This window comes from Coriobacteriia bacterium, assembly GCA_013336165.1.
Classification (GTDB): Bacteria; Actinomycetota; Coriobacteriia; order Anaerosomatales; family JAAXUF01; genus JAAXUF01.
On the sequence record JAAXUF010000001.1, the window covers coordinates 80652 to 99476 of the forward strand.

The following is an 18825-nucleotide window of genomic DNA, read 5'->3' on the forward strand; positions in this document are numbered from 1 at the left end:
ATCGCGGCGATGACTCCGATTTGGAGACTGCTGATCGATGAACAGCCGATGGACGGCGCCTGGAACATGGCTTTGGATCGGTCGATACAGCTGGAGCGTCAGGCGGGCAGGGTCCCGCCGACGCTTCGGCTTTACGGCTGGCTCCGCCCCACGATCACGCTCGGCCGGTTCCAGGACGCGGCTGGGGTGGATCGGGATGAATGCCGTCTCGCCGGGGTGGACGTAGTCCGCAGGTTCACGGGCGGGCGGGGTGTCCTGCACGACGATGAAGTCACCTACTCGATGGTCGCAGCAGTGGATGACGGCATTCCCCAGGGTACCGCTGTATCGTACCGGTTACTCTGTGGGGTGCTGGTCGAGGCGTATAAGATCCTCGGGGTTGCGGCCGCCCTCACCGCGCGGTCTCGGGGAGAGAGCGCATCTGCTGCGTGCTATCTTCATGCCACGCAGGCTGATCTGTCTCTCGGAGCGCAGAAACTGTCCGGCTCCGCGCAGGTGTGGTCCGGCGACACTGTGCTGCAGCATGGCTCATTTGTGATCTCTCGGAACGTGGATCTTGAGTCCCGCCTGTTTCGCTTGGACAGCGAAGCTGCAACTGCGCTAGCGGCGCAAACGGTCACAATCGAGCAGGCCAGAGGCGATCGCCCATCGCACGCAAACATCACTTCGGCAGTGGCCGACGGGCTGCGCAGCGCGCTCGGCGTCCATGCAGAGGCGGGGACACTCACCCAAAGCGAGATCGAGCTGGCTCACTCGCTGCTGCCTGAGGTTCATCCTGACGCTGCGCTCCGCCGTGGTCGGAGGTTAGGCTGAGGCTGTGCCTAACGTTAAAGGAGCGCCAAGGATGCCAATAGGATACAATCAAGGCGGTAAAGTCGGAGAGGGGAGCATCAGTTCATGAGCAATCTCAAGCGGACAGAAGATGCCTTGCTGGATCTTCAGGCGAAGTCGAACGAACAGCTTCATGAGCTCCTCGATACGCTTTATGCCGAGGAGCAGAGGGTGTCATATCGGCGTCGCATACTACATGGGCAGATCGATATTCTCCGTGCCGAGCTCGTACGCCGGCTCAAGGCTGAACGCGAAGGCGGAGGAAATGTGATCACAGGTCGTGACGTCGATAGGCTGATCGACATCCTCGCCAATGATCTTCGAGGAGTATCGCGTTTTGACGTGACGGTTCCTGTCGATTTTGAGGACGAAGACGAGGCGAACGAGTAGCCCTGTGGATTTGACCGGCCCGGCTGAAGGAGAGACAAGTGACCCTCAACGATCGTATCAAGCAGTTCCTCAATGAGATCAGCACCGATCCCGTTGAGGAACGAGTTGTCGAGTATGTTGTTCGCGAAGTCCATACCGGCCGGACAATCACTGAGGTGATCAACGACCCCTACGTGCGCAATCGCGTTCCCGAGGGCAAGCTGGACGCCGTGCTGGAGAACCCTGAAGTTCTCGACGCGCTCGACGCAGAAATCCGCTCTGGGTTCTCGGCGCCGGACATCGATTTCTCAAGCTAGAGGCATCCCGAGAGGGGAGGCACACAGATGGCAAAGTGTCCTGTATGCGGTGTTGCCGTCGATCCTGGTAGTCCGCTGTGTCCGGGCTGTGGTGCGGTGATGACCGATATTACAGCTTCGTTTGCTCCGGTGGCAGAGGAAGCGCCCGTGCTCCACGGGCAAGACGAACCAAGGCATTGTGCCGTTCTCATCATGAAAAAGGGGTCCCAGCCGGGAGAACAGTTCTTCGTGGATCGGCGATTGACCATCGGACGCGATCCGAAAAGCGACATCTTCCTCAACGACATGACGGTGTCGAGGTCCCACGCGGTCATAGACTGTACGGAGAGCGGTGCCACCGTCAAGGATTCCGGTTCGCTTAATGGGACCAGTGTCAACGGGGTGATCCTAGACGAAGCCGTACTGCATGACCGCGATGTCTTGCAGATAGGGACATTCCAAATGGTCTTCCGCGCAGCCGGAAAGGATCCGAAATGACGAGCCGAGATTACCTCACGATCGGGGAGGTCGTACAGCGCCTCGAGTCGGCTTACCCCGACCTGTCGATCTCGAAGGTGCGCTTTCTTGAGGATGAGGGTCTCGTAGCCCCCGAGCGTACTTCGGGTGGCTATCGCAAGTTCTCTCAAGCCGATGTCGCGCGCGTAGAGATGATCCTTCGTCTTCAGCGCGATCACTTCCTGCCCCTTGCCGTTATCCGCGAGAAGCTTGCAGATTTCGATCGCGGACGCATTCCGCCCGAGTTGCAGCGAAGCCCCGTCGGCATGACCGAGCCTCTTCCGCTGGTCGCAGAAGACATGGGACCGATTCTGTTCGAGGCAGCACCGGCGGCGCTGGGAGTGCCAGCTTCGTTTCTGCGTGAGTTGACGGAGTTCGGTCTCATCGAAATCAAACGCGATGACGCCAAGCGCGAAATTATCGAGAGGGCCGACGTCCAGATTGTCCATGCGACATGGGATTTGCGCAGATTCGGCGTCGAGCCTCGCCACCTTCGTATGTACGAGAACTTCGCAGAGCGCGAAGCTGCTCTGTTTTCGCAGATTCTGATGCCGTCGTTTCGTCATCGGACTCCCGAGACGAAGCAGAAGCTCGCCGAGACGCTGAACGAATTGGGGTCGCTCACAGCCGATCTGAAGGATCGCTTGCTGCGGAGGTCCCTCGGACGAGCGTTTGAGGATCTCAACCGGGGATGAACGCTTCAGGTGAAACACCGAAGCCGGCAGAATCAGCGCAAACTCACCCACCGTTGGACGAAATACCGTTCGCTCATGCCAGTGAACGGGCAGCAGCCGAGATTCTCGATTTCTACCGAATCCGCTGGCAGTACGAGCCAAGGACCTTTCCCATCGAATGGGATGGACATGGCACTCCTATTGCCTCGTTTACGCCCGACTTCTATCTGGTCGATTTCGACATGTACATTGAACTCACCACGATGAACCAGAAGCTTGTCACAAAGAAGAATCGCAAGGTTCGCCGATTGAAGGAAAGCTATCCCGACGTGAATATTCGGGTGTTCTACCAGAAGGATTTTCGTCGCCTTCTTGCCAGGTTCGGCATTTCATCGGCTTCTGTCACGCATGCGAACGGCGGCGGCTTTGTTGCCTCGGAACGTGAGAATGGTGTCTTACAGTGACGCCGGAACTGCCTGACGTATGCGATCAGATCCTGTTGACCGAGGAGGCGATCAAGCTGCGGGTTGCCGAACTCGGCGCCGTGATACAGGCCGATTTCGATACCGCGGATCTGCGTCTGGTCACTGTCTTGAAAGGCGGATTGTTCTTCCTCTCCGACCTTTGTCGCACGATTGATACCGGGCTCACCATCGACTTCATGGCGGTTTCTCCTTATGTCGGGGGACAAGGTGGCATAGTCCGTCTGACGAAGGATCTGACGGACGACATTGCCGGTGCCAGCGTGATCTTGGTCGAGGACGTTGTGGACACGGGGCTTACCGTGAATTATGTTCTCTCTCTGCTGCGGGCGCACAATCCGGCGCGTCTTGAGGTCTGCACGTTGTTGGACAAGCCTGCCAGGCGAATTGCCGATGTGCCGATCCGCTATACGGGATTCACAATGCCCGATCGTTTTCTGGTCGGCTATGGTCTTGATCTAAATGCGCGCCTGAGGAATCTTCCGTTTGTCGCTTCGCTGCATGACCATGTGGTCCTGTAGACGTCTGCAGAATCCACCCGTACATTCGAACCTGGAGGAACATTGGATCTCGCAAGTCACATACGCGACATTCCGGACTGGCCCAAAGAAGGAGTCGTATTCAAAGACATAACTCCGCTGCTTGCCGATCCCACATGTTTCCGAGAGACCATTGACATGATCGCCACGGAGTTCGCCCACGCGGGAGTCACGAAAGTGATCGGCGCGGAGGCGCGTGGTTTCATACTCGGCGGAGCGCTTGCGTATCGTTTGGGGGCGGGTTTCATTCCCGCGCGGAAACCAGGGAAGCTGCCCTGGAATACCAGCTCAGTTGAATACGAACTCGAGTATGGAACCGATAGTCTCGAGGTGCATTCGGATGCACTGTCACCAACAGATGTGGTGCTGATAGTCGACGACGTCTTGGCGACTGGCGGAACCGCTGCCGCGAAGGCCGAACTTGTCAGTGCGACGGGGGCAGAACTTGCGGGATTCGCATTCCTGATCGAGCTCGACTTCCTAGATGGCCGCAGCAAACTCGACGACCGCGCGAAGATCGTCTCGCTCGTTCATGTTGTGTAGCAAGAAGATGCCAGCGTAACTGCTGCGCAACGCCGAGAAGAAACGCTGGACATGAGGGGTGTAGAATGGCATTGCCCTCAGTTGGTGATGGAGAACCTCAGTCGTAGATGAATCGTAGCAGGAGGTTGGAGTGAGACGTGCAGTCCACTGCTGGCTCAGGCGAATCGCCACGTGTGCCGTCGTCGTCGCCCTCATCATAGGTTCGGTCCCATCCGTGGTTGCCGCACCGGCGACCGCCGCCTCCGCGATCGAGGCCAAACGCGTTGAGGCCCAGGAGGCGCAGAAGAAGCTCGGCGAACTCTCCACAGCCCTCGAAATGCGCTACGAGGAGCTTGCGCAGGTCGAGCTGGCCCTGCAAGAGACTCGCAGTCGGATCGCCACTACGCAAGCCGAACTGGCCAAGGCCAATGCCGATCTGACATCGGCAAAGGGGCAGTTGGCGGAGCGTGCGGAAAACATCTACCGAAACGGGTCCACAAGCTTCTTGGACGTTCTGCTGGGTTCCAGTAGCTTCACAGATCTGGTCAGCCGCGTGGCTTTCATGCGACGGATCAGCCAAAACGACGCCGCCTTGGTGGTTTCGGTCAAGAATGCGAAAGCTCAGGTCGAGACAGAAGAGAGCGCGCTTAAGGCTCGGGAGGCCGAGCAGGCTGCTCTTCGCGATGAGGCGCGGGCGAAACAGGCAGAGTATCAGGCGGCATACGACCAGCAGAACGCCTATGTCGGCAGCATAAACGCAGAGCTTAAGGGACTTATCGAGGCAGAGCGCGTCCGCCAGGAGCAGCTGGCAGTCGCGGCAGCCGCAGCAGCCGCCAATGCGGCCAGAAGGAGCCCTCAGCCAGGGGCGCCTCCGTTTGACCCGAGCAGCCTCGGTGCCCCGCACCCCCAAGTTGCCGCGATTGCCCTCACGTATCTCGGCGTGCCGTATGTCTGGGGCGGAAGCTCGCCCGCCGGCTTCGACTGTTCGGGTTTGGTTCAGTACTGCTATGCCAGGATCGGAATCAACCTGCCAAGGGTCGCCCGATCTCAGTTCGACGCGGGCGCCTACATCCCGCCCGACAGGCTTGATCTGCTTCAGCCGGGGGACATGGTCTTCTTCGGCTACAACGGAAATCCCGATCAGATCCATCACGTCGGCATCTATCTTGGTGGAGGTTCCTACATTCATGCGCCGCAGACCGGCGATGTGGTGAAGGTTTCCTCGCTTACCGGCAGGATCGCCACGTCGGGCGACTATGTTGGCGCTACGCGCCCCTAGAAGCTCAGAGCTGCATCAGATGCTTTCGTGAACGCCTCGCATCGGGGGTCGTATGATATTATGCGGCAACCGCGTCCATGGTCATCGGAGAGGATTGCGCGTGAGCCGCACTCTACTTTCAGGCAACGAATCGGTAGCACGAGGCGCGTGGGAAGCTGGCGCCGTCGTCGGAGTTGGCTATCCGGGTACGCCGTCCACCGAGACCCTTGAGCACTTCGCGAAGCTGCCTGATGTCTACGCCGAGTGGACGCCAAACGAGAAGGTAGCCTTTGAGGTCGCCGCCGGTGTCTCTCTCGCCGGATCTCGAGTGTTGGTGACGATGAAGCACGTCGGCCTCAATGTCGCAGCCGACCCGTTGTTCACGCTGGCCTACACGGGAGTGCGCGGAGGGATCGTCCTTCTCGTCGCCGACGACCCAGGAATGCACTCATCGCAAAACGAGCAGGACTCGCACAACTACGCGGCGTTTGCCCGGGTCCCCATGGTCGATCCGAGCGATTCGGCTGAGGCACTCGCCTTCACCCGACAGGCGTTCGAGATGTCGGAACGCTTCGATCTGCCGGTTCTCGTGCGTTCGACAGTGCGCGTGTCTCATGCAAAATCGCTCGTCGATCTGGGCGAGCGGGTCCAGCTTCCTGAACCAGCTCCCTATCTTTCGGATCCGCAGAAGTGGGTGATGATGCCCGCGATGGCAACGCGCCGCCGCCTAGACCTCGACAGGAGGATTAGCGAGCTTCGCGAATTCGCCGAGGAGACGATGCTCAACTGCCTCGAGCTTCGGAATCGGAGCATCGGCGTTGTCTGCGCCGGCGCGTGCTACCTGCACGTTCGCGAGGCGCTGCCGGATGCCTCCACATTCAAGCTCGGGTTGACATTCCCTCTTTCGGAACAACGTCTTCGTGAGTTCGCGGCGAGCGTGGAGCGCTTGTACGTCGTCGAGGAAGCGGACGATTACTTCACGCGCACAGTTCGCTCATTCGGTATAGAGGTCGAGCCGCTCGCGATCCCCAAAGCCGGCGAACTGACTCCGGGTGTGATCCGGAGCGCCTTTGGCATCCTTGAGCCTGAGACTCGTGAGCAGGAGACAGATCTTCCGGGAAGGTCGCCGCTCCTGTGTGCCGGATGTCCTCATCGGCTCGTGTTCTATGCGCTTCGGCAAGCCGATGCGGTGGTCACGGGTGATATTGGATGCTATGCCTTGGGCGCGCTGAAGCCGCTCGGCGCGATGGATTCGTGCGTCTGCATGGGGTCTTCAATCGGAATGGCCCACGGGATTGAGTTAGCCGGCGGCGTGAGCGGTCGGCCAGTGGTTGCGGTCATCGGCGATTCGACTTTTGCGCACTCAGGACTCACGGGTCTGATGAACACGGTCTATAACGGTGGCACCGGGACCATCCTTATTCTCGATAATCGCATCACTGCGATGACCGGACATCAAGGAAATCCAATCAACGGTATCACCTTACAGAAAAGGCCATCACGCGAGATCGACCTTGAAGTGCTTGTTCGCGCGTTGGGTGTCGAAAGGGTGCGGGTTGAGAATCCCCACGACCTTTCCGCAACGACGGCCGCGATTGCAGAGGAAACGGCCAGCGATCAGCTGTCCGTGATTATCTTCAGAGCGCCATGTGCGCTGCTGATACGCGAGAAAGCTGACCCCTACGCTGTAGATGAAGATGCATGCCGCAAGTGCGGGCTGTGTTTCCGGCTTGGCTGCCCGGCGATCAGTCGAAACGAGTCCACCAGCCAGGCTTCGATTGACACGGCTGCCTGCGTGGGTTGTGGGCAGTGCGTTGAGGTGTGCAGGTATGGCGCGATCGTGCGTTCCGGCTCCGCATGCGATTTCAGGGGAGCGGAGGGTTAGGATGAAGACAACGACCGTCATGTTGTGCGGGGTCGGGGGCCAGGGGACGATTCTGGCTGCTGACCTTCTGGCAAAGGTCGCAGCTGCGGCAGGGCTGGAGGTCAAGCTGTCGGAGGTCCACGGCATGTCGCAGCGCGGGGGAAGCGTGGACACGGTGGTTCGATTCGGCGCGGAGGTGTTCTCGCCGGTCACTGATCCGGGGATGGTAGATCATCTGGTGGCTTTCGAAGTCATTGAGGCCGCGCGCAGGATCCACTTCGTGAAGCTCGACGGGCGGCTACTCGTGAACTCAAGAACGATGCAGCCATTGCCGGTGCTGACTGGTGACTGCGCGGCTCCGCAGGATCTTGAGGCACTGCTTGCCAATGAAGGGGCGATCTTCGTCGATGCCGAGGAACTTGCCTGTGAGTCAGGCAGTCCAAAGTCGGCGAATGTGGTCCTCATGGGGGCTCTCTCGACGGGGCTGCCATTTGACGAAGATCTGTGGTGCGATGTGATTGCGGGGCGTGTGCCACAATCAACGATAGAGGCGAATCTACGTGCGTTTTCGCTAGGACGTGCCGCCTGCTTGGGCGGAGAGTGTCTCTGGTAGGCCGCTGTCGGCCCTAAAATGGGATGATGCTCGGCTTGGATGGCCGGGCGGACAATAACAAGGAGGAAGAGCACCATGAGAGGTCGTACACTACGGATTGCGTTTGGAGTGCTTGAGGCCGCGCTTGCCGCTGCCCTCGCGGTTGGAGTGGCGGGGTGTTCGTCGGGAGCGGGTGGGGCGTCCACTTCCGGTTCGGCGGCTCCGGTCAAGATCGGGGCGATCGTTTCACTGACAGGTTCCTATGCGGCGATGGGGCTCGCGGAGAAGCAGGCTCTGGAACTCGAAGTGAAGCGGATCAACGATGCAGGTGGGGTAGGGGGCAAGAAGATCGAGCTCGTGATTGTGGACGATGGCACCGACGAGGCTAAAGCCGTCGCCAAGGCATCCGAGCTCATTGAACGCGAGAAGGTCGTAGCCATCTTGGGGGCGACCGGTACCGGTCAATCGATGGCCATTCGCAGTGAACTCACCAGAAGCGGCGTTCCTGAGATATCCATGGCGGGCGGCAATGCAATCACCGGCACGTTCGACAAGCTGGTATTTCAGACCCCCTGGTCAAATGCGATCATCATCCCGAGCGTACTCAAACGAATGGCCGCTGACGGGCACAAGAAGATAGGCGTCATGACCGACAGCAGCGGCTACGGCAAAGACGGTCTCGCGATCATCAACAGTGCTGCATCTGCGGCGGGGCTCACTGTCGTATCCAGCCAGACTTTCAATCCGGGAGATACGGATTTCTCCGCCCAACTAACACGGCTCAAGAACTCGGATGCTGATTCGATTCTTCTGTGGACGGCCGGCAAGGAGGGCGCCTCCATCGTGAAGGCTTCAGTCCAGCTGGGCATCCGCCTGCCGATGTACGGCGGCTCGGGACAGGCGAAGGTCGAGTTTCCCCAGGGTGCTGGTTCGGCCGCCGAGAACTTCGTCTTCTGCACCGGCAAGAGTCTCATTCCTCTGAACTGGGGCAAAGACTCCGAGGAGTACAAGGTCGTCAACGATTTCGCCCAACGCTACAAGGCCGCGTACGGTCAGGATCCCGACATATTCGCAGGGCATGCGTTTGACGCCCTGAACATCGCGGTTGATGCAATCAAGCGTACTAGTGGCGAGATCACTCCATCAAAGCTGCGTGATTCGATCGAGCAGACCAAGGATCTTGTCGGCTTCGCGGGCAAGTTCTCTTTCTCTGCTACGAATCACAATGGGCTCACGGAAGCAGATCTCTCGTTCTATCGGATCCAAAACGGAACGTGGGTCACGATCAAGTGAATACGAGTCCTCACGGTCGAGAGCATTGGAGACTCTAAACGTGGCCGAGTTCTTGCAGTTCCTTGTGGCAGGATTGAAGAGCGGTTCCGTGTACGCCCTTGTTGCGCTGGGCTTCACGATTGTCTACGCAGCGACTGGCGCCATCAACTTCGCGCAAGGTGAGTTCTTCATGCTCGGCGGCATGGTGGGTGCCTGGCTGACACACGCCGGGCTTCCCTTGCCCGCTGCTGCCCTCATCGCCATTATCGGCACAGCCGGGTTCGCCGCGCTGTTTGAGGTGCTCGCGATTCGACCTGTAGGTAGCGGCGACCCGTTGCGGATCATCATGGTGACTATTGGCGGATCCGTGCTCATCCGACAGCTTTCGCTTCATGTGTTCGGTCCCAACGAGCTCACGCTTCCCGCGTTCTCGGACGGCGCTTCTGTCAGCATTTTCGGAGCGGTAGTGGAACGTCAGGTCATATGGATATGGGCGATCACGGCGGTTGCCGTTGCAGCCCTTGTCTTGCTGTATGGGAAGACCTCGTTCGGCTTGGGTATGCGGTCGACGGCGCTGAATGCCGATGCTGCAAGACTCGTCGGCATTGATACACGGACAATGGGTACTGCTTCTTTCGCACTGGCAGCCGCCCTCGGGGCCGTTGCGGGACTTGCAGTAGCGCCATTGACTCAGACCGCCTTTGATGTCGGCGCGGTTATGAGTGTAAAAGGATTTGCGGCCGCGATTCTCGGCGGGCTGGGCAATCCGATGGCTGCTGTAGGAGGCGGTCTCGTGATCGGCGTCCTTGAGAGTCTCACGGCTGGCTATATCAATCCGCTGTACAAGGATGGAGTTGCCTTCATTGTCTTGCTCGGAGTGCTCTTCATACGCCCGCAAGGACTCTTTGCAGTTCTGCGCAGGGAGAAGGCATGATGCCGAGCAGAACGGTTCAGAAGGTCATTCCTGTGCTCTGTGCGGTAGCGATAGCGGTTATACCGTTCATGGTGACGGACCGCTTCACCTTGAAGATTCTGACGTACGCCGGAATCAACACGCTCGTTGTCGTGGGTTTGGCACTTCTCTTCGGATACGCGGGACAGATATCAATGGGGCAGGCGGCATTCATGGGTATCGGGGCGTACGGATGCGCATTTGGCGTCGTCCATCTGCACTTGCCATGGCTGGTTGCGTTCCTCTTGGGAGGCACATTGGCCGCCCTCGCGGGCCTCTTGCTGGCCCTGCCGAGTTTGCGGCTCAGAGGGCACTATCTCGCGATGGCCACGCTTGGCTTCGGGGAGTTGGCTTCCTTGGCTTTCACTGAGGGCGCGTCCGTCACGGGCGGAGTGAACGGATTCGCCGGGATTCCTTATCCGAGTTTGGGTCCAATATCTATCAACTCGCCGTCTGGTTTGTATTGGTTGGTCTGGGGGTTGGCGGGATTGGCTGTGCTCTTCGCGGCAAATATGGTGTCTTTGGGACCCGGACGGGCTATGGGAGCCCTGCGTGGAAGCGAAATGGGAGCTGCTGCAAGCGGGGTTGATCTGACAGGGGTCAAGGTGCGTGCATTTGTCGCATCGGCGCTGTGCGCAGGGTTCGCCGGGGCTCTGTACGCCTCGTTTGTCGGGTTTGTGTCTCCGAGCGTGTTCACTCTACAGGCGTCAGTGGCCTTCCTGGCCATGGCGGTTATCGGGGGATCCGGCTCTCTGGCAGGCCCCGTGGTCGCGACCGTATTCTTGACTCTCATCCAATATGTGGATGCATTCATCCCTGGAATTCCCGACAACATCGCCAGCGTGCTGCAGGTTGCTCAGCCAGACGTGTACGGTTTGGCGATAGTGCTGGTTGTCTTGTTCGTTCCCGGTGGGATCGGCGCGATCTGGCGTCGGCGGGCAAGGGAAGGGGAGCGGTGAGCCTCCTTCGTGTCCAAGGGGTTTCAAAGCGTTTCGGCGGTCTTGTCGCGGTCGACAAGGTCTCGTTCGAAGTGCACGCAGGAACGATCAAAGCTCTCATCGGACCTAACGGTGCAGGAAAATCGACGTTGTTCAATCTGCTGACCGGTTTCGAGCGGCCCGATTCTGGAAGCGTCGTCTTTGAGGACCGCGAAATCCAGGGTCGCTCCCCACGTTCGCTTGTTCGCGCGGGAATAGCCCGCACGTTTCAAAATACGCAGCTCTTCGACGAAATGACGGTACTCGCGAATGTCTCGGTCGGCGCAGAGGCCGGCAAACGCTCCGGGTTTGTCTCGGCGGGATTGCGTTTGCCAACTGCAACACTGAGCGACCGCGCTGTGAAGGTTGAAGCTGCTCGGCTCCTGCGGTTCGCTGGAGTGGATGAATGGTCCGAGACGCTTGCAGGTGACTTGCCGGCCGGCGTTCGAAGGCTTGTCGAGATCGTGCGAGCGCTGGCCACTTCGCCGCGTCTCGTGCTTCTCGACGAGCCCGCAGCGGGCCTCAACGGCATGGAGACGCGTGAACTGGCAAAGATGCTCTTTCGCATCCGAGATCTTGGCGTGACGGTCCTGATCGTTGAACACGACATGGGTCTCGTCATGGAGATTGCGGATGAGATCGTGGTTCTCGATCGCGGCTCAAAGATTGCCGAGGGACCGCCGAGGATGATCCAGAAAGACCCGCTTGTGATCTCCGCATATCTCGGCGAGGAGGTGTTGTGATGGCGGACACCGTTCCTTTGTTGTCGATCGAGAATGTCTCCTCGGGATATAAACGCGTGAAGGTTCTGCGCGATGTCACCATGTGCGTGGATGCCGGAGAGACTGTAGCGATCATCGGGGCGAACGGGGCGGGGAAATCGACTCTGATGCGCACTGTGGTCGGGTTCCTCACGCCAACCGCAGGCTGTGTGTCCTTCGACGGCACGCCCATCAACGGCATCCGTCCGGAACTGCTCGTGCGAGCTGGTGTTGCTCTCGTACCGGAAGGACGTCTTCTGTTCGGCGACATGAGCGTGCGCGAGAATCTCCAAGCCGGTGCGTATGCCACGCGGGGTCCCGGCCGCAAGACTTTGACCAATGACCGAATCGATAAGGTCAACTCCCTGTTTCCTGTCTTGGCGGAACGTGCATCTCAACGTGCCGCCACCTTGTCGGGTGGCGAGCAGCAGATGCTGGCGATTGCTCGTGCGCTCATGTCCGGCCCGCGCCTGCTCTTGCTCGACGAGCCATCCCTCGGCCTAGCGCCCAAAGTCATCACGGAGATATTCGGAGCGCTGGATGCCCTGCGAGCTGACGGTGTGGCGATTGTCCTCGTCGAGCAGGACAGCCGTCTGGCCCTGAAGCATGCAGACCGCGGCTACGTGATGCGAAGCGGCCGTGTCGTCTTGGAGGGTTCATCGGCGGAATTGCTCGCCGATGAATCGATACGCGCGATCTACCTCGGTTCTTGGAATACGGAGAAGGCGGAGAAGCAATGATTTGGAATCCCGAATACGAGTGTATGGAACGTGCGGAGCTCAGGGCACTGCAACTGCGTCGTCTTCAGACGACGGTTGCCTGGGTCTATGAGCGCGTGCCTTTCTATCGCAGGCAACTTGACGAGCGAGGGGTGAAACCTCGTGACATTGTCAGCCTTGCCGATGCGCGTCTTCTCCCGTTCACCGACAAGTCGGCCCTGCGCGACACATATCCATTTGGGATGTTTGCGGTACCTCTCGACGAAGTCGTTCGACTGCACTCCTCCTCAGGCACGACCGGCAAACCTATCGTCGTGGGATACACACGCGGCGACATCAACACTTGGACCGAATTGACGGCACGTGTGGCCACGGCCGCCGGGGTGGGCCGAAATGACCTTGTGGACATGGCGTTTCTGTATGGCATGTTCACGGGAGGGTGGGGGATGCATTATGGAATCGAACGCATCGGAGCGACGATCATTCCTGCGGGGAGTGGCAACACCGAACGCCACATCATGATGATGAAAGATTTTGGGACTACCGTTCTAGTCTCGACGCCATCCTATGCCTTGTATCTCGCCGAGGCGGGAGAGGGGATGGGGGTAGACTTCAAAGAGCTCCCCTTGCGGCTGGGCCTATTCGGAGGCGAACCGTGTTCTGACGCGGTCAAGATGGAAATCGAAACGCGCCTTGGGATCCGCGCATCCGACAACTACGGGCTTTCCGAGGTTATGGGACCGGGTATAGGCGCCGAATGTGAGTGTTCTTGTGGCCTTCACATTGCCGAGGATCACGTGCTGTGGGAGGTTCTTGATCCCGTTACTGGTTCGTCGGTCGAAGACGGCGAAGTTGGCGAACTGGTTCTGACGACGCTTACCAAAGAGGCATTTCCCGTCCTGAGGTACAAGACCCACGACTTGACCAAGGTCACAACTGAACGGTGTGAGTGCGGACGCACTCTGGCACGGATGACTAAGGTCCGTTCACGGACGGACGACATGCTCATCATCAAGGGCGTCAACGTGTTCCCCAGCCAGATTGAAGACGTGATACTGGGAATCGAAGGGACTCGTCCGCACTATCAGATCGTTGTGGCGCGCAAGAAAGGGCTTGACGATCTCGAGATCAGGCTAGAAGTGGATACCTCCATCTTTTCTGATGTGGTAACAGATATGGTGCTCTTCCAGAGGACTGTTTCGGATCGGCTACAGTCTGTGTTGGGCCTGAGAGCGAAGGTTACTCTGGTCGAGCCGGGCTCGATCGAGCGGACCGCCGGTAAGGCTGTCCGGGTCGTGGACTTGCGTGATCGCATATAATGCAAGGGAATAGGTTACGGAGTTGTGTGTATAGTGCGGATGGGCAACCCGAGGGGGACCTGTGGCGGCGAAGACAAGTCGTAAGGTGGTTCGCGGAATCTTGGGGCTGGTCGCTCTTGTGGCCGTGGTCATCGTCATCTCGAATTGGTGGGGCGACTACCGAAGCGCAACCGGTTCAGCGGGTACACCTTCCAGCCAAGAGTCCACGAGTAGCGTCTCGGCGACAGGGACCACAAGTGCTGTATCCGCAGGTACTACTCCCGCCAAGGTCCAGACCGTTCTCATTCTGATCGATGGCCTGAATCTTCGGGAGCAGGCGACGACGCAATCAGCATCCAAGCGTGTACTCAAGAAAGGGGATCGGCTGACGCTGATCTCAAACAAGGGGGCATGGCTGCAGGTTCGCGACAGCACAGGTGTTGAGGGGTGGGTGGCCAACAGCCCCCAATATGCGGCAATTGAGGACTAGGTCATCATGGTTCACTTGATCGGCGACGCAGACGATTTCTGGCGATTGCGCGTGGTTCACGTCGGCGCGTCGGTCGCTCAGGAATTCGAGTGGCGTGACGATGTCCTCTATCGAAGACCCCCCGTTTATCTGGGCGAGGATACTGAGTCTTGGCATGTCGAAGCGGTGCTTGTGGATGACGCGGATCAAGCTGTACGACTGGGAGCCTTTTCCACTGCCGATGAAGCGACAGCGTATCTTGAGTCGGCTCTCAATGATCTGCAGACGATGTCGAAGTCTCAGTTCGAGTCCGTCTACTTTGCTCGTGCCGAGTTTGGCGATACCGGCTTCGAGTAGGGCTGCTTCGCATGCTCAACCCAGGTGACAAACCATGGCCGTTATGGTGGGCGAGCAGACGCCACAGATCTTAGTTTACATAAGATGCATTATCACGCATGTACGTGCTCTGTTGACGTGCGCGAGTGGTGCTGAATCACGGGATATGCATCGTTCCGTCTCTCGAGTTGTTTGAGCCGGGCGATGAAGCGGCCCCAAGCTGAGGCTATCCCAGTCTGGGGCCGCGGTTCCAACGTTGGCGCACGGGAGATATCTCTAAGCTTCAACTTTCGCCGCGTCGGCTTGTCCGTCGGCAACAAACGCCGGCGAATCGATTGCGAGACCCTCACTTTCTTTTGGCAAGATCAAGTTCAGGATGATGCCGAGCACCGTCGCCAGAGCCATTCCGGGGATCGTGTACTCGCCGACGGGAATCGTGAACCCGCCGGTATCCATGCCGATGCCTACGACAAGGACGACGCTGGAAAGGATCAAGTTCCGGCTGTGGCTGTAGTCGATGCCGCTCTTGACGAGTAGACGTAGGCCGCTTGAGGCGATGAGCCCGAACAGGAGTAGCGAGATGCCACCCATGACTGGCGTGGGAATCGAGCTGATCGCTGCGCTCACCTTCGGAATGAACCCGCCGATGAGAAACGCGAATGCGCCAGCATACCAGAAGACTTGCGTCGCATAGACCTTGGTGACCGCCATGACACCGATGTTCTCGGCATACGTCGTAGAAGGCGTACCGCCTAGCGCGCCGGAGACGACGGTTGCGATGCCGTCGCCGAACAGTGACTCAGGCAGCATGGGTGTGAAGTCCTTGCCGGTGATCTCGTTGATGACCAGAAGGTGGCCGATGTGTTCGACGATGACCACGATGGCGACTGGTGCGATGATGAAGATCGCGCCGAGGTCAAACGACGGAGTCGTGATGTTGGGCAGACCGATCCATGCGGCCTTTGAGATGCCATCGAAGCTCACTAAGCCCATGGGGATCGCGGCCACGTAGCCGACGATGATGCCAAGAAGTACGGGAATCGCCTTGATGAATCCCTTGAAGAAGCTGGAGAAGATGATCGCAGCCGTGAGAGTGATTGCGGCGACCAGCACGCCTTTCAGATCGACGCCCTGAGTGGGGTCGGAGAGCGGAAAAAGCGACATCTTGACGGCGGTGGCTGAGAGGCCCAAACCGATGACGATCACCACGGCACCAACAAGTGCGGGTGGCAGGATCTTGGTGATCCAGCCGGTGCCAAATGCCTTCACGAGACCGGCGACGATCATGTAGACGACGCCTGCCGCCACCAGCCCTCCTAAAGCGGCCGGAAGGTTACCCTTGCCACCGGCAATCGCTGCTGCTCCACCCCCGACAGCGATGAGAGGCGTGATGAAAGCGAAACTTGAGCCGAGGTAGCTCGGAATCTTATTGCGCGTGCAGATGAGGTACAGGATGGTCCCAATGCCGGAAGTCATCAGGCCTACGCCCACATCCATGCCGGTCAGGTATGGAACCAGAACTGTGGCTCCGAACATGGCCATGAGATGCTGCAGCGCAAGCGGGATTGCTCGCAGAACGGGCACAGTCTCGTCGGTCTGAATGACTGTCTGATTTGTGGCCACTCTCTCCCTCTCTTCCTATTTCTGGATGGAACCCGTTGGGGCGGGTCTTCGACCCTCTCTGGGGACTAGCCGACCATCTTCTGGATGAGTGGCATGACAAATGTGATCACGAACAAGCCGCTCACGACCCACATCAGCCAATGAACTTCTTTGGCCTTGCCGTGGAAGACCTTGATGAGCACATAGCTGATGAAACCAAGGCCAATACCGTAGCTTATGTTGTAGGTCAACGGGATACCGACGATCGTCAGGAATGCCGGGAAGGCGTTCTCGAAGTCAGTCCACGGAATCTCCCGAATGGTCGACATCATGAGGAAGCCGACGATGATGAGCGCGCCGGCCGTGATAGGGGTCGCACCCCCGACCATTGCGATGATCGGCGAGAAAAAGGCCGACACAAGAAAGAGAAGGCCTACTACGATTGAGGTAAGACCCGTACGGCCGCCTTCGGCGACGCCTGATGCGGATTCGACGTAGGTGGTGATGGAGCTGGAACCGAAGAAGCCGCCGACCGCCGCAGCGATCGAGTCGACGGTGAGGATACTCCGGATACCAGGGACTTTGCCGTGCTCATCGACGAAACCGGCTTTCTCTCCGATTGAGAGAACCGTGCCCATCGTATCGAAGAAGTCCGACAGCATTGTCGCAAAGACAAACAACAGCAGCGTTGGGGCTAGGGCACCCGAGAAGACCTGCAGGATCGCCATCCCGCCTCCGTCGACGGTCTGGAACGGTGCGCCGAAGGTGCGGAAGTCGAGCGGAGCGACAATTGAGGACGGAAGCTTGGTGACGTGAAGCAGCAGTGCTGCCGCGGTGGCCACAAGGATACCCCAGAGGATGTCGCCCTTAACCTTGAAGGCCATGAAGGCCATGATTGCGATCAGCCCGATGAGTGTTACCCAAACCTCGGGCGTGGTGAAGTCGCCCAGCGCAACGAGCGTCGCCGGATTGCCAACGACAATCTTTCCGTCCACCAAGCCAATGAAAGTTATGAAAAGACCGATACCAACGCCGATGGCGCGCTTGAGGTTAAGCGGTATTGCGTTCATCACCGCTTCGCGCAGTCCAGTCACAACGAGGAGCAGGATGATGATGCCCTCTACGAAGATGACCGACATACCAACCTGCCACGGAACCTTCAGGCCGATGATGATGCTGAAGGCGACCACTGCGTTCAGGCCCATGCCGGAAGCGAGCGCTAGTGGACGGTTTGCGAATATGCCCATACAGACGCACATGAGGGCTGCACCGAGCGTCGTTGCTGTCGCGATTGCGGGGATCCAAGACGCCTGTGCGGCAGCGTCGGCGCCGAACGCCGCAGAGAGAATGCCGGGGTTGACGAAGATGATGTAAGCCATCGTCATAAAGGTGACAATGCCCGCCAGAACCTCGGTTCTCAGGTTCGTGCCCCGCTCCTTGAACTTGAAGAAGTTCTCCATGTGTTGCCCTTTCGTAGCTGGGTTGCTACTTGCGGTGAAAAGCTTGCGTGCCGGTCGACTGGGCCGGCGTTGGAGTTCGATGCGCTCTCTCACACTCCTCTCATGTTGCTCTCCGGAGTGAAGAGCGACCCAAGGTACCCAAGGCGTGATTCCCCGCCGAGTAACACGCATGCGAGCTGCTCGGCGATTGGAGGCCTGAGATCGATTTCGCAGAGCTTCTCCGGCGCAACGAGTTCGATGCCCTCAATCGCCGAGTCGGGGCTGGTGGGGTGCAATGACCCTCCGATACGTGTGGCTCCGAACGTGATGTTCACAACATGTCGGGATCCGTTCGGATCGATTGTGTCACTGATGAACATTGGCTCACCAAGAGCTACAATCAGGCCAGTTTCTTCATGGACTTCGCGGATCAAAGCCTGCTCCAGAGTCTCCCGATAGTCGACGCCGCCACCTGGTAGAAGGAAATACGGTGCGGCTCCCCTGCTTTGGCGAACCAAGATGACTTTGCCGTCGATCAGGATGACGGCCGCCACGCGCACCCGGGGGCTAGCGCACGCCTGTGCTTCCAAAACCGCCCTCCCCCCGGCGAGTGGGGTCAAGTTCATCGACTTCGAGGATCTCGGCACATTCGACACGCTGAATGACGAGTTGACCGATTCTGTCGCCCCTGCAGAGGATGATCTCGTTTGTGGGATCCATGTTGATCGCTATGATCTTGATTTCGCCTCTGTAGTGGCTATCGATGAGGCCTGGTGAGTTCACGAAGCCGAGTCCTTTGCGAATAGCCAGTCCGCTGCGCGGCTGCACAAAGCCCGCGTAGCCCTCCGGAATGGCTACCGCGATACCGGTACCTATGAGTCGGCGCTCGCCAGGTGCGAGCGTGAGATTCTCTGCAGACAGGAGATCTAAGCCCGCATCTCCCGCATGAGCATAGCTAGGAACAGGCAGGTCCCGGTCAAGCTTCAGATACCGCAGGATCATCAGTGCTTCGGTCTCCCTGTTTGAGTGCTGACGACGGGTGTGCTTGAGACGTGAC

General features: G+C 58.8%; 22 protein-coding genes and 1 pseudogene. 19 read left to right on the forward strand and 4 right to left on the reverse strand.

Translation table 11 applies throughout. From position 1 onward, the window contains the following. Positions 1-9: 9 nt before the first annotated feature. The 19 genes and pseudogenes from HGA39_00375 (at position 10) to HGA39_00465 (ending at position 14748) form a co-directional block, all read left to right on the forward strand. Positions 10-813 (forward strand): lipoate--protein ligase family protein, encoded by an 804-nt coding sequence (locus HGA39_00375; protein ID NTW27812.1) that lies wholly within the window; start codon positions 10-12, stop codon positions 811-813. Between the two features lie 84 nt (positions 814-897). Then, positions 898-1143, forward strand: a pseudogene (locus HGA39_00380) (hypothetical protein). Between the two features lie 116 nt (positions 1144-1259). Next, a complete protein-coding gene (locus HGA39_00385; protein NTW27813.1) occupies positions 1260-1517 on the forward strand; it encodes a hypothetical protein in 258 nt (85 codons plus the stop codon). 99 nt (positions 1518-1616) lie between these two features. Continuing rightward, entirely contained in the window at positions 1617-1994 is a 378-nt protein-coding gene (locus tag HGA39_00390) for an FHA domain-containing protein (GenBank protein ID NTW27814.1), read from the forward strand. Then, positions 1991-2707: a MerR family transcriptional regulator gene (locus tag HGA39_00395; protein ID NTW27815.1), complete on the forward strand. Its 717-nt coding sequence runs from the start codon at positions 1991-1993 to the stop codon at positions 2705-2707. The genes HGA39_00390 and HGA39_00395 overlap by 4 nt, the downstream gene beginning before the upstream one ends. After that, positions 2704-3150 carry a hypothetical protein gene (locus tag HGA39_00400; protein NTW27816.1) on the forward strand — a complete coding sequence of 149 codons (447 nt, stop codon included), beginning with the start codon at positions 2704-2706 and terminating at the stop codon, positions 3148-3150. Before HGA39_00395 ends, HGA39_00400 begins: the two co-directional genes overlap by 4 nt. Positions 3151-3158: 8 nt before the next feature. Next, on the forward strand, positions 3159-3689 hold the full coding sequence (hpt, locus tag HGA39_00405; protein NTW27817.1) for a hypoxanthine phosphoribosyltransferase: 531 nt from the start codon (positions 3159-3161) through the stop codon (positions 3687-3689). Positions 3690-3731: 42 nt separating this feature from the next. Further along, positions 3732-4250 carry an adenine phosphoribosyltransferase gene (locus HGA39_00410; protein ID NTW27818.1) on the forward strand — a complete coding sequence of 173 codons (519 nt, stop codon included), beginning with the start codon at positions 3732-3734 and terminating at the stop codon, positions 4248-4250. A 130-nt stretch (positions 4251-4380) separates the two neighbouring features. Beyond that, the gene (locus HGA39_00415; GenBank protein NTW27819.1) at positions 4381-5508 is read left to right on the forward strand and encodes a hypothetical protein; all 1128 of its coding nucleotides are present in this window, start codon (positions 4381-4383) and stop codon (positions 5506-5508) included. A 52-nt stretch (positions 5509-5560) separates the two neighbouring features. After that, a complete protein-coding gene (locus tag HGA39_00420) occupies positions 5561-7372 on the forward strand; it encodes a 4Fe-4S binding protein (protein NTW27820.1) in 1812 nt (603 codons plus the stop codon). A 1-nt stretch (position 7373) separates the two neighbouring features. Then, positions 7374-7964 carry an indolepyruvate oxidoreductase subunit beta gene (locus tag HGA39_00425; protein NTW27821.1) on the forward strand — a complete coding sequence of 197 codons (591 nt, stop codon included), beginning with the start codon at positions 7374-7376 and terminating at the stop codon, positions 7962-7964. Positions 7965-8039: 75 nt separating this feature from the next. Next, positions 8040-9236, forward strand: a complete 1197-nt coding sequence (locus HGA39_00430; protein ID NTW27822.1) for an ABC transporter substrate-binding protein — start codon at positions 8040-8042, stop codon at positions 9234-9236. 40 nt (positions 9237-9276) lie between these two features. Beyond that, a complete protein-coding gene (locus HGA39_00435; GenBank protein ID NTW27823.1) occupies positions 9277-10149 on the forward strand; it encodes a branched-chain amino acid ABC transporter permease in 873 nt (290 codons plus the stop codon). Then, complete coding sequence (locus HGA39_00440; GenBank protein NTW27824.1) at positions 10146-11126, forward strand: branched-chain amino acid ABC transporter permease; 981 nt, start codon at positions 10146-10148, stop codon at positions 11124-11126. The genes HGA39_00435 and HGA39_00440 overlap by 4 nt, the downstream gene beginning before the upstream one ends. Further along, positions 11123-11887, forward strand: coding sequence for an ABC transporter ATP-binding protein (locus tag HGA39_00445; protein NTW27825.1), 765 nt, complete (start codon positions 11123-11125; stop codon positions 11885-11887). Before HGA39_00440 ends, HGA39_00445 begins: the two co-directional genes overlap by 4 nt. Continuing rightward, entirely contained in the window at positions 11887-12645 is a 759-nt protein-coding gene (locus tag HGA39_00450; protein ID NTW27826.1) for an ABC transporter ATP-binding protein, read from the forward strand. The genes HGA39_00445 and HGA39_00450 overlap by 1 nt, the downstream gene beginning before the upstream one ends. Further along, entirely contained in the window at positions 12642-13943 is a 1302-nt protein-coding gene (locus HGA39_00455) for a phenylacetate--CoA ligase (protein NTW27827.1), read from the forward strand. Before HGA39_00450 ends, HGA39_00455 begins: the two co-directional genes overlap by 4 nt. Positions 13944-14004: 61 nt before the next feature. Continuing rightward, positions 14005-14412 carry an SH3 domain-containing protein gene (locus tag HGA39_00460; GenBank protein ID NTW27828.1) on the forward strand — a complete coding sequence of 136 codons (408 nt, stop codon included), beginning with the start codon at positions 14005-14007 and terminating at the stop codon, positions 14410-14412. Positions 14413-14418: 6 nt separating this feature from the next. After that, positions 14419-14748 carry a hypothetical protein gene (locus HGA39_00465; protein ID NTW27829.1) on the forward strand — a complete coding sequence of 110 codons (330 nt, stop codon included), beginning with the start codon at positions 14419-14421 and terminating at the stop codon, positions 14746-14748. Between the two features lie 255 nt (positions 14749-15003). Here HGA39_00465 and HGA39_00470 read toward each other — a convergent pair whose 3' ends face one another. The 4 genes from HGA39_00470 to dut form a co-directional block, all read right to left on the reverse strand. Then, a complete protein-coding gene (locus HGA39_00470; GenBank protein ID NTW27830.1) occupies positions 15004-16269 on the reverse strand; it encodes a uracil permease in 1266 nt (421 codons plus the stop codon). Positions 16270-16415: 146 nt separating this feature from the next. After that, the gene (locus HGA39_00475; GenBank protein NTW27831.1) at positions 16416-17789 is read right to left on the reverse strand and encodes an NCS2 family permease; all 1374 of its coding nucleotides are present in this window, start codon (positions 17787-17789) and stop codon (positions 16416-16418) included. Between the two features lie 89 nt (positions 17790-17878). After that, a complete protein-coding gene (locus HGA39_00480) occupies positions 17879-18358 on the reverse strand; it encodes an NUDIX hydrolase (protein ID NTW27832.1) in 480 nt (159 codons plus the stop codon). After that, positions 18336-18770 (reverse strand): dUTP diphosphatase, encoded by a 435-nt coding sequence (dut, locus tag HGA39_00485; protein ID NTW27833.1) that lies wholly within the window; start codon positions 18768-18770, stop codon positions 18336-18338. Before dut ends, HGA39_00480 begins: the two co-directional genes overlap by 23 nt. Positions 18771-18825: the final 55 nt, after the last annotated feature.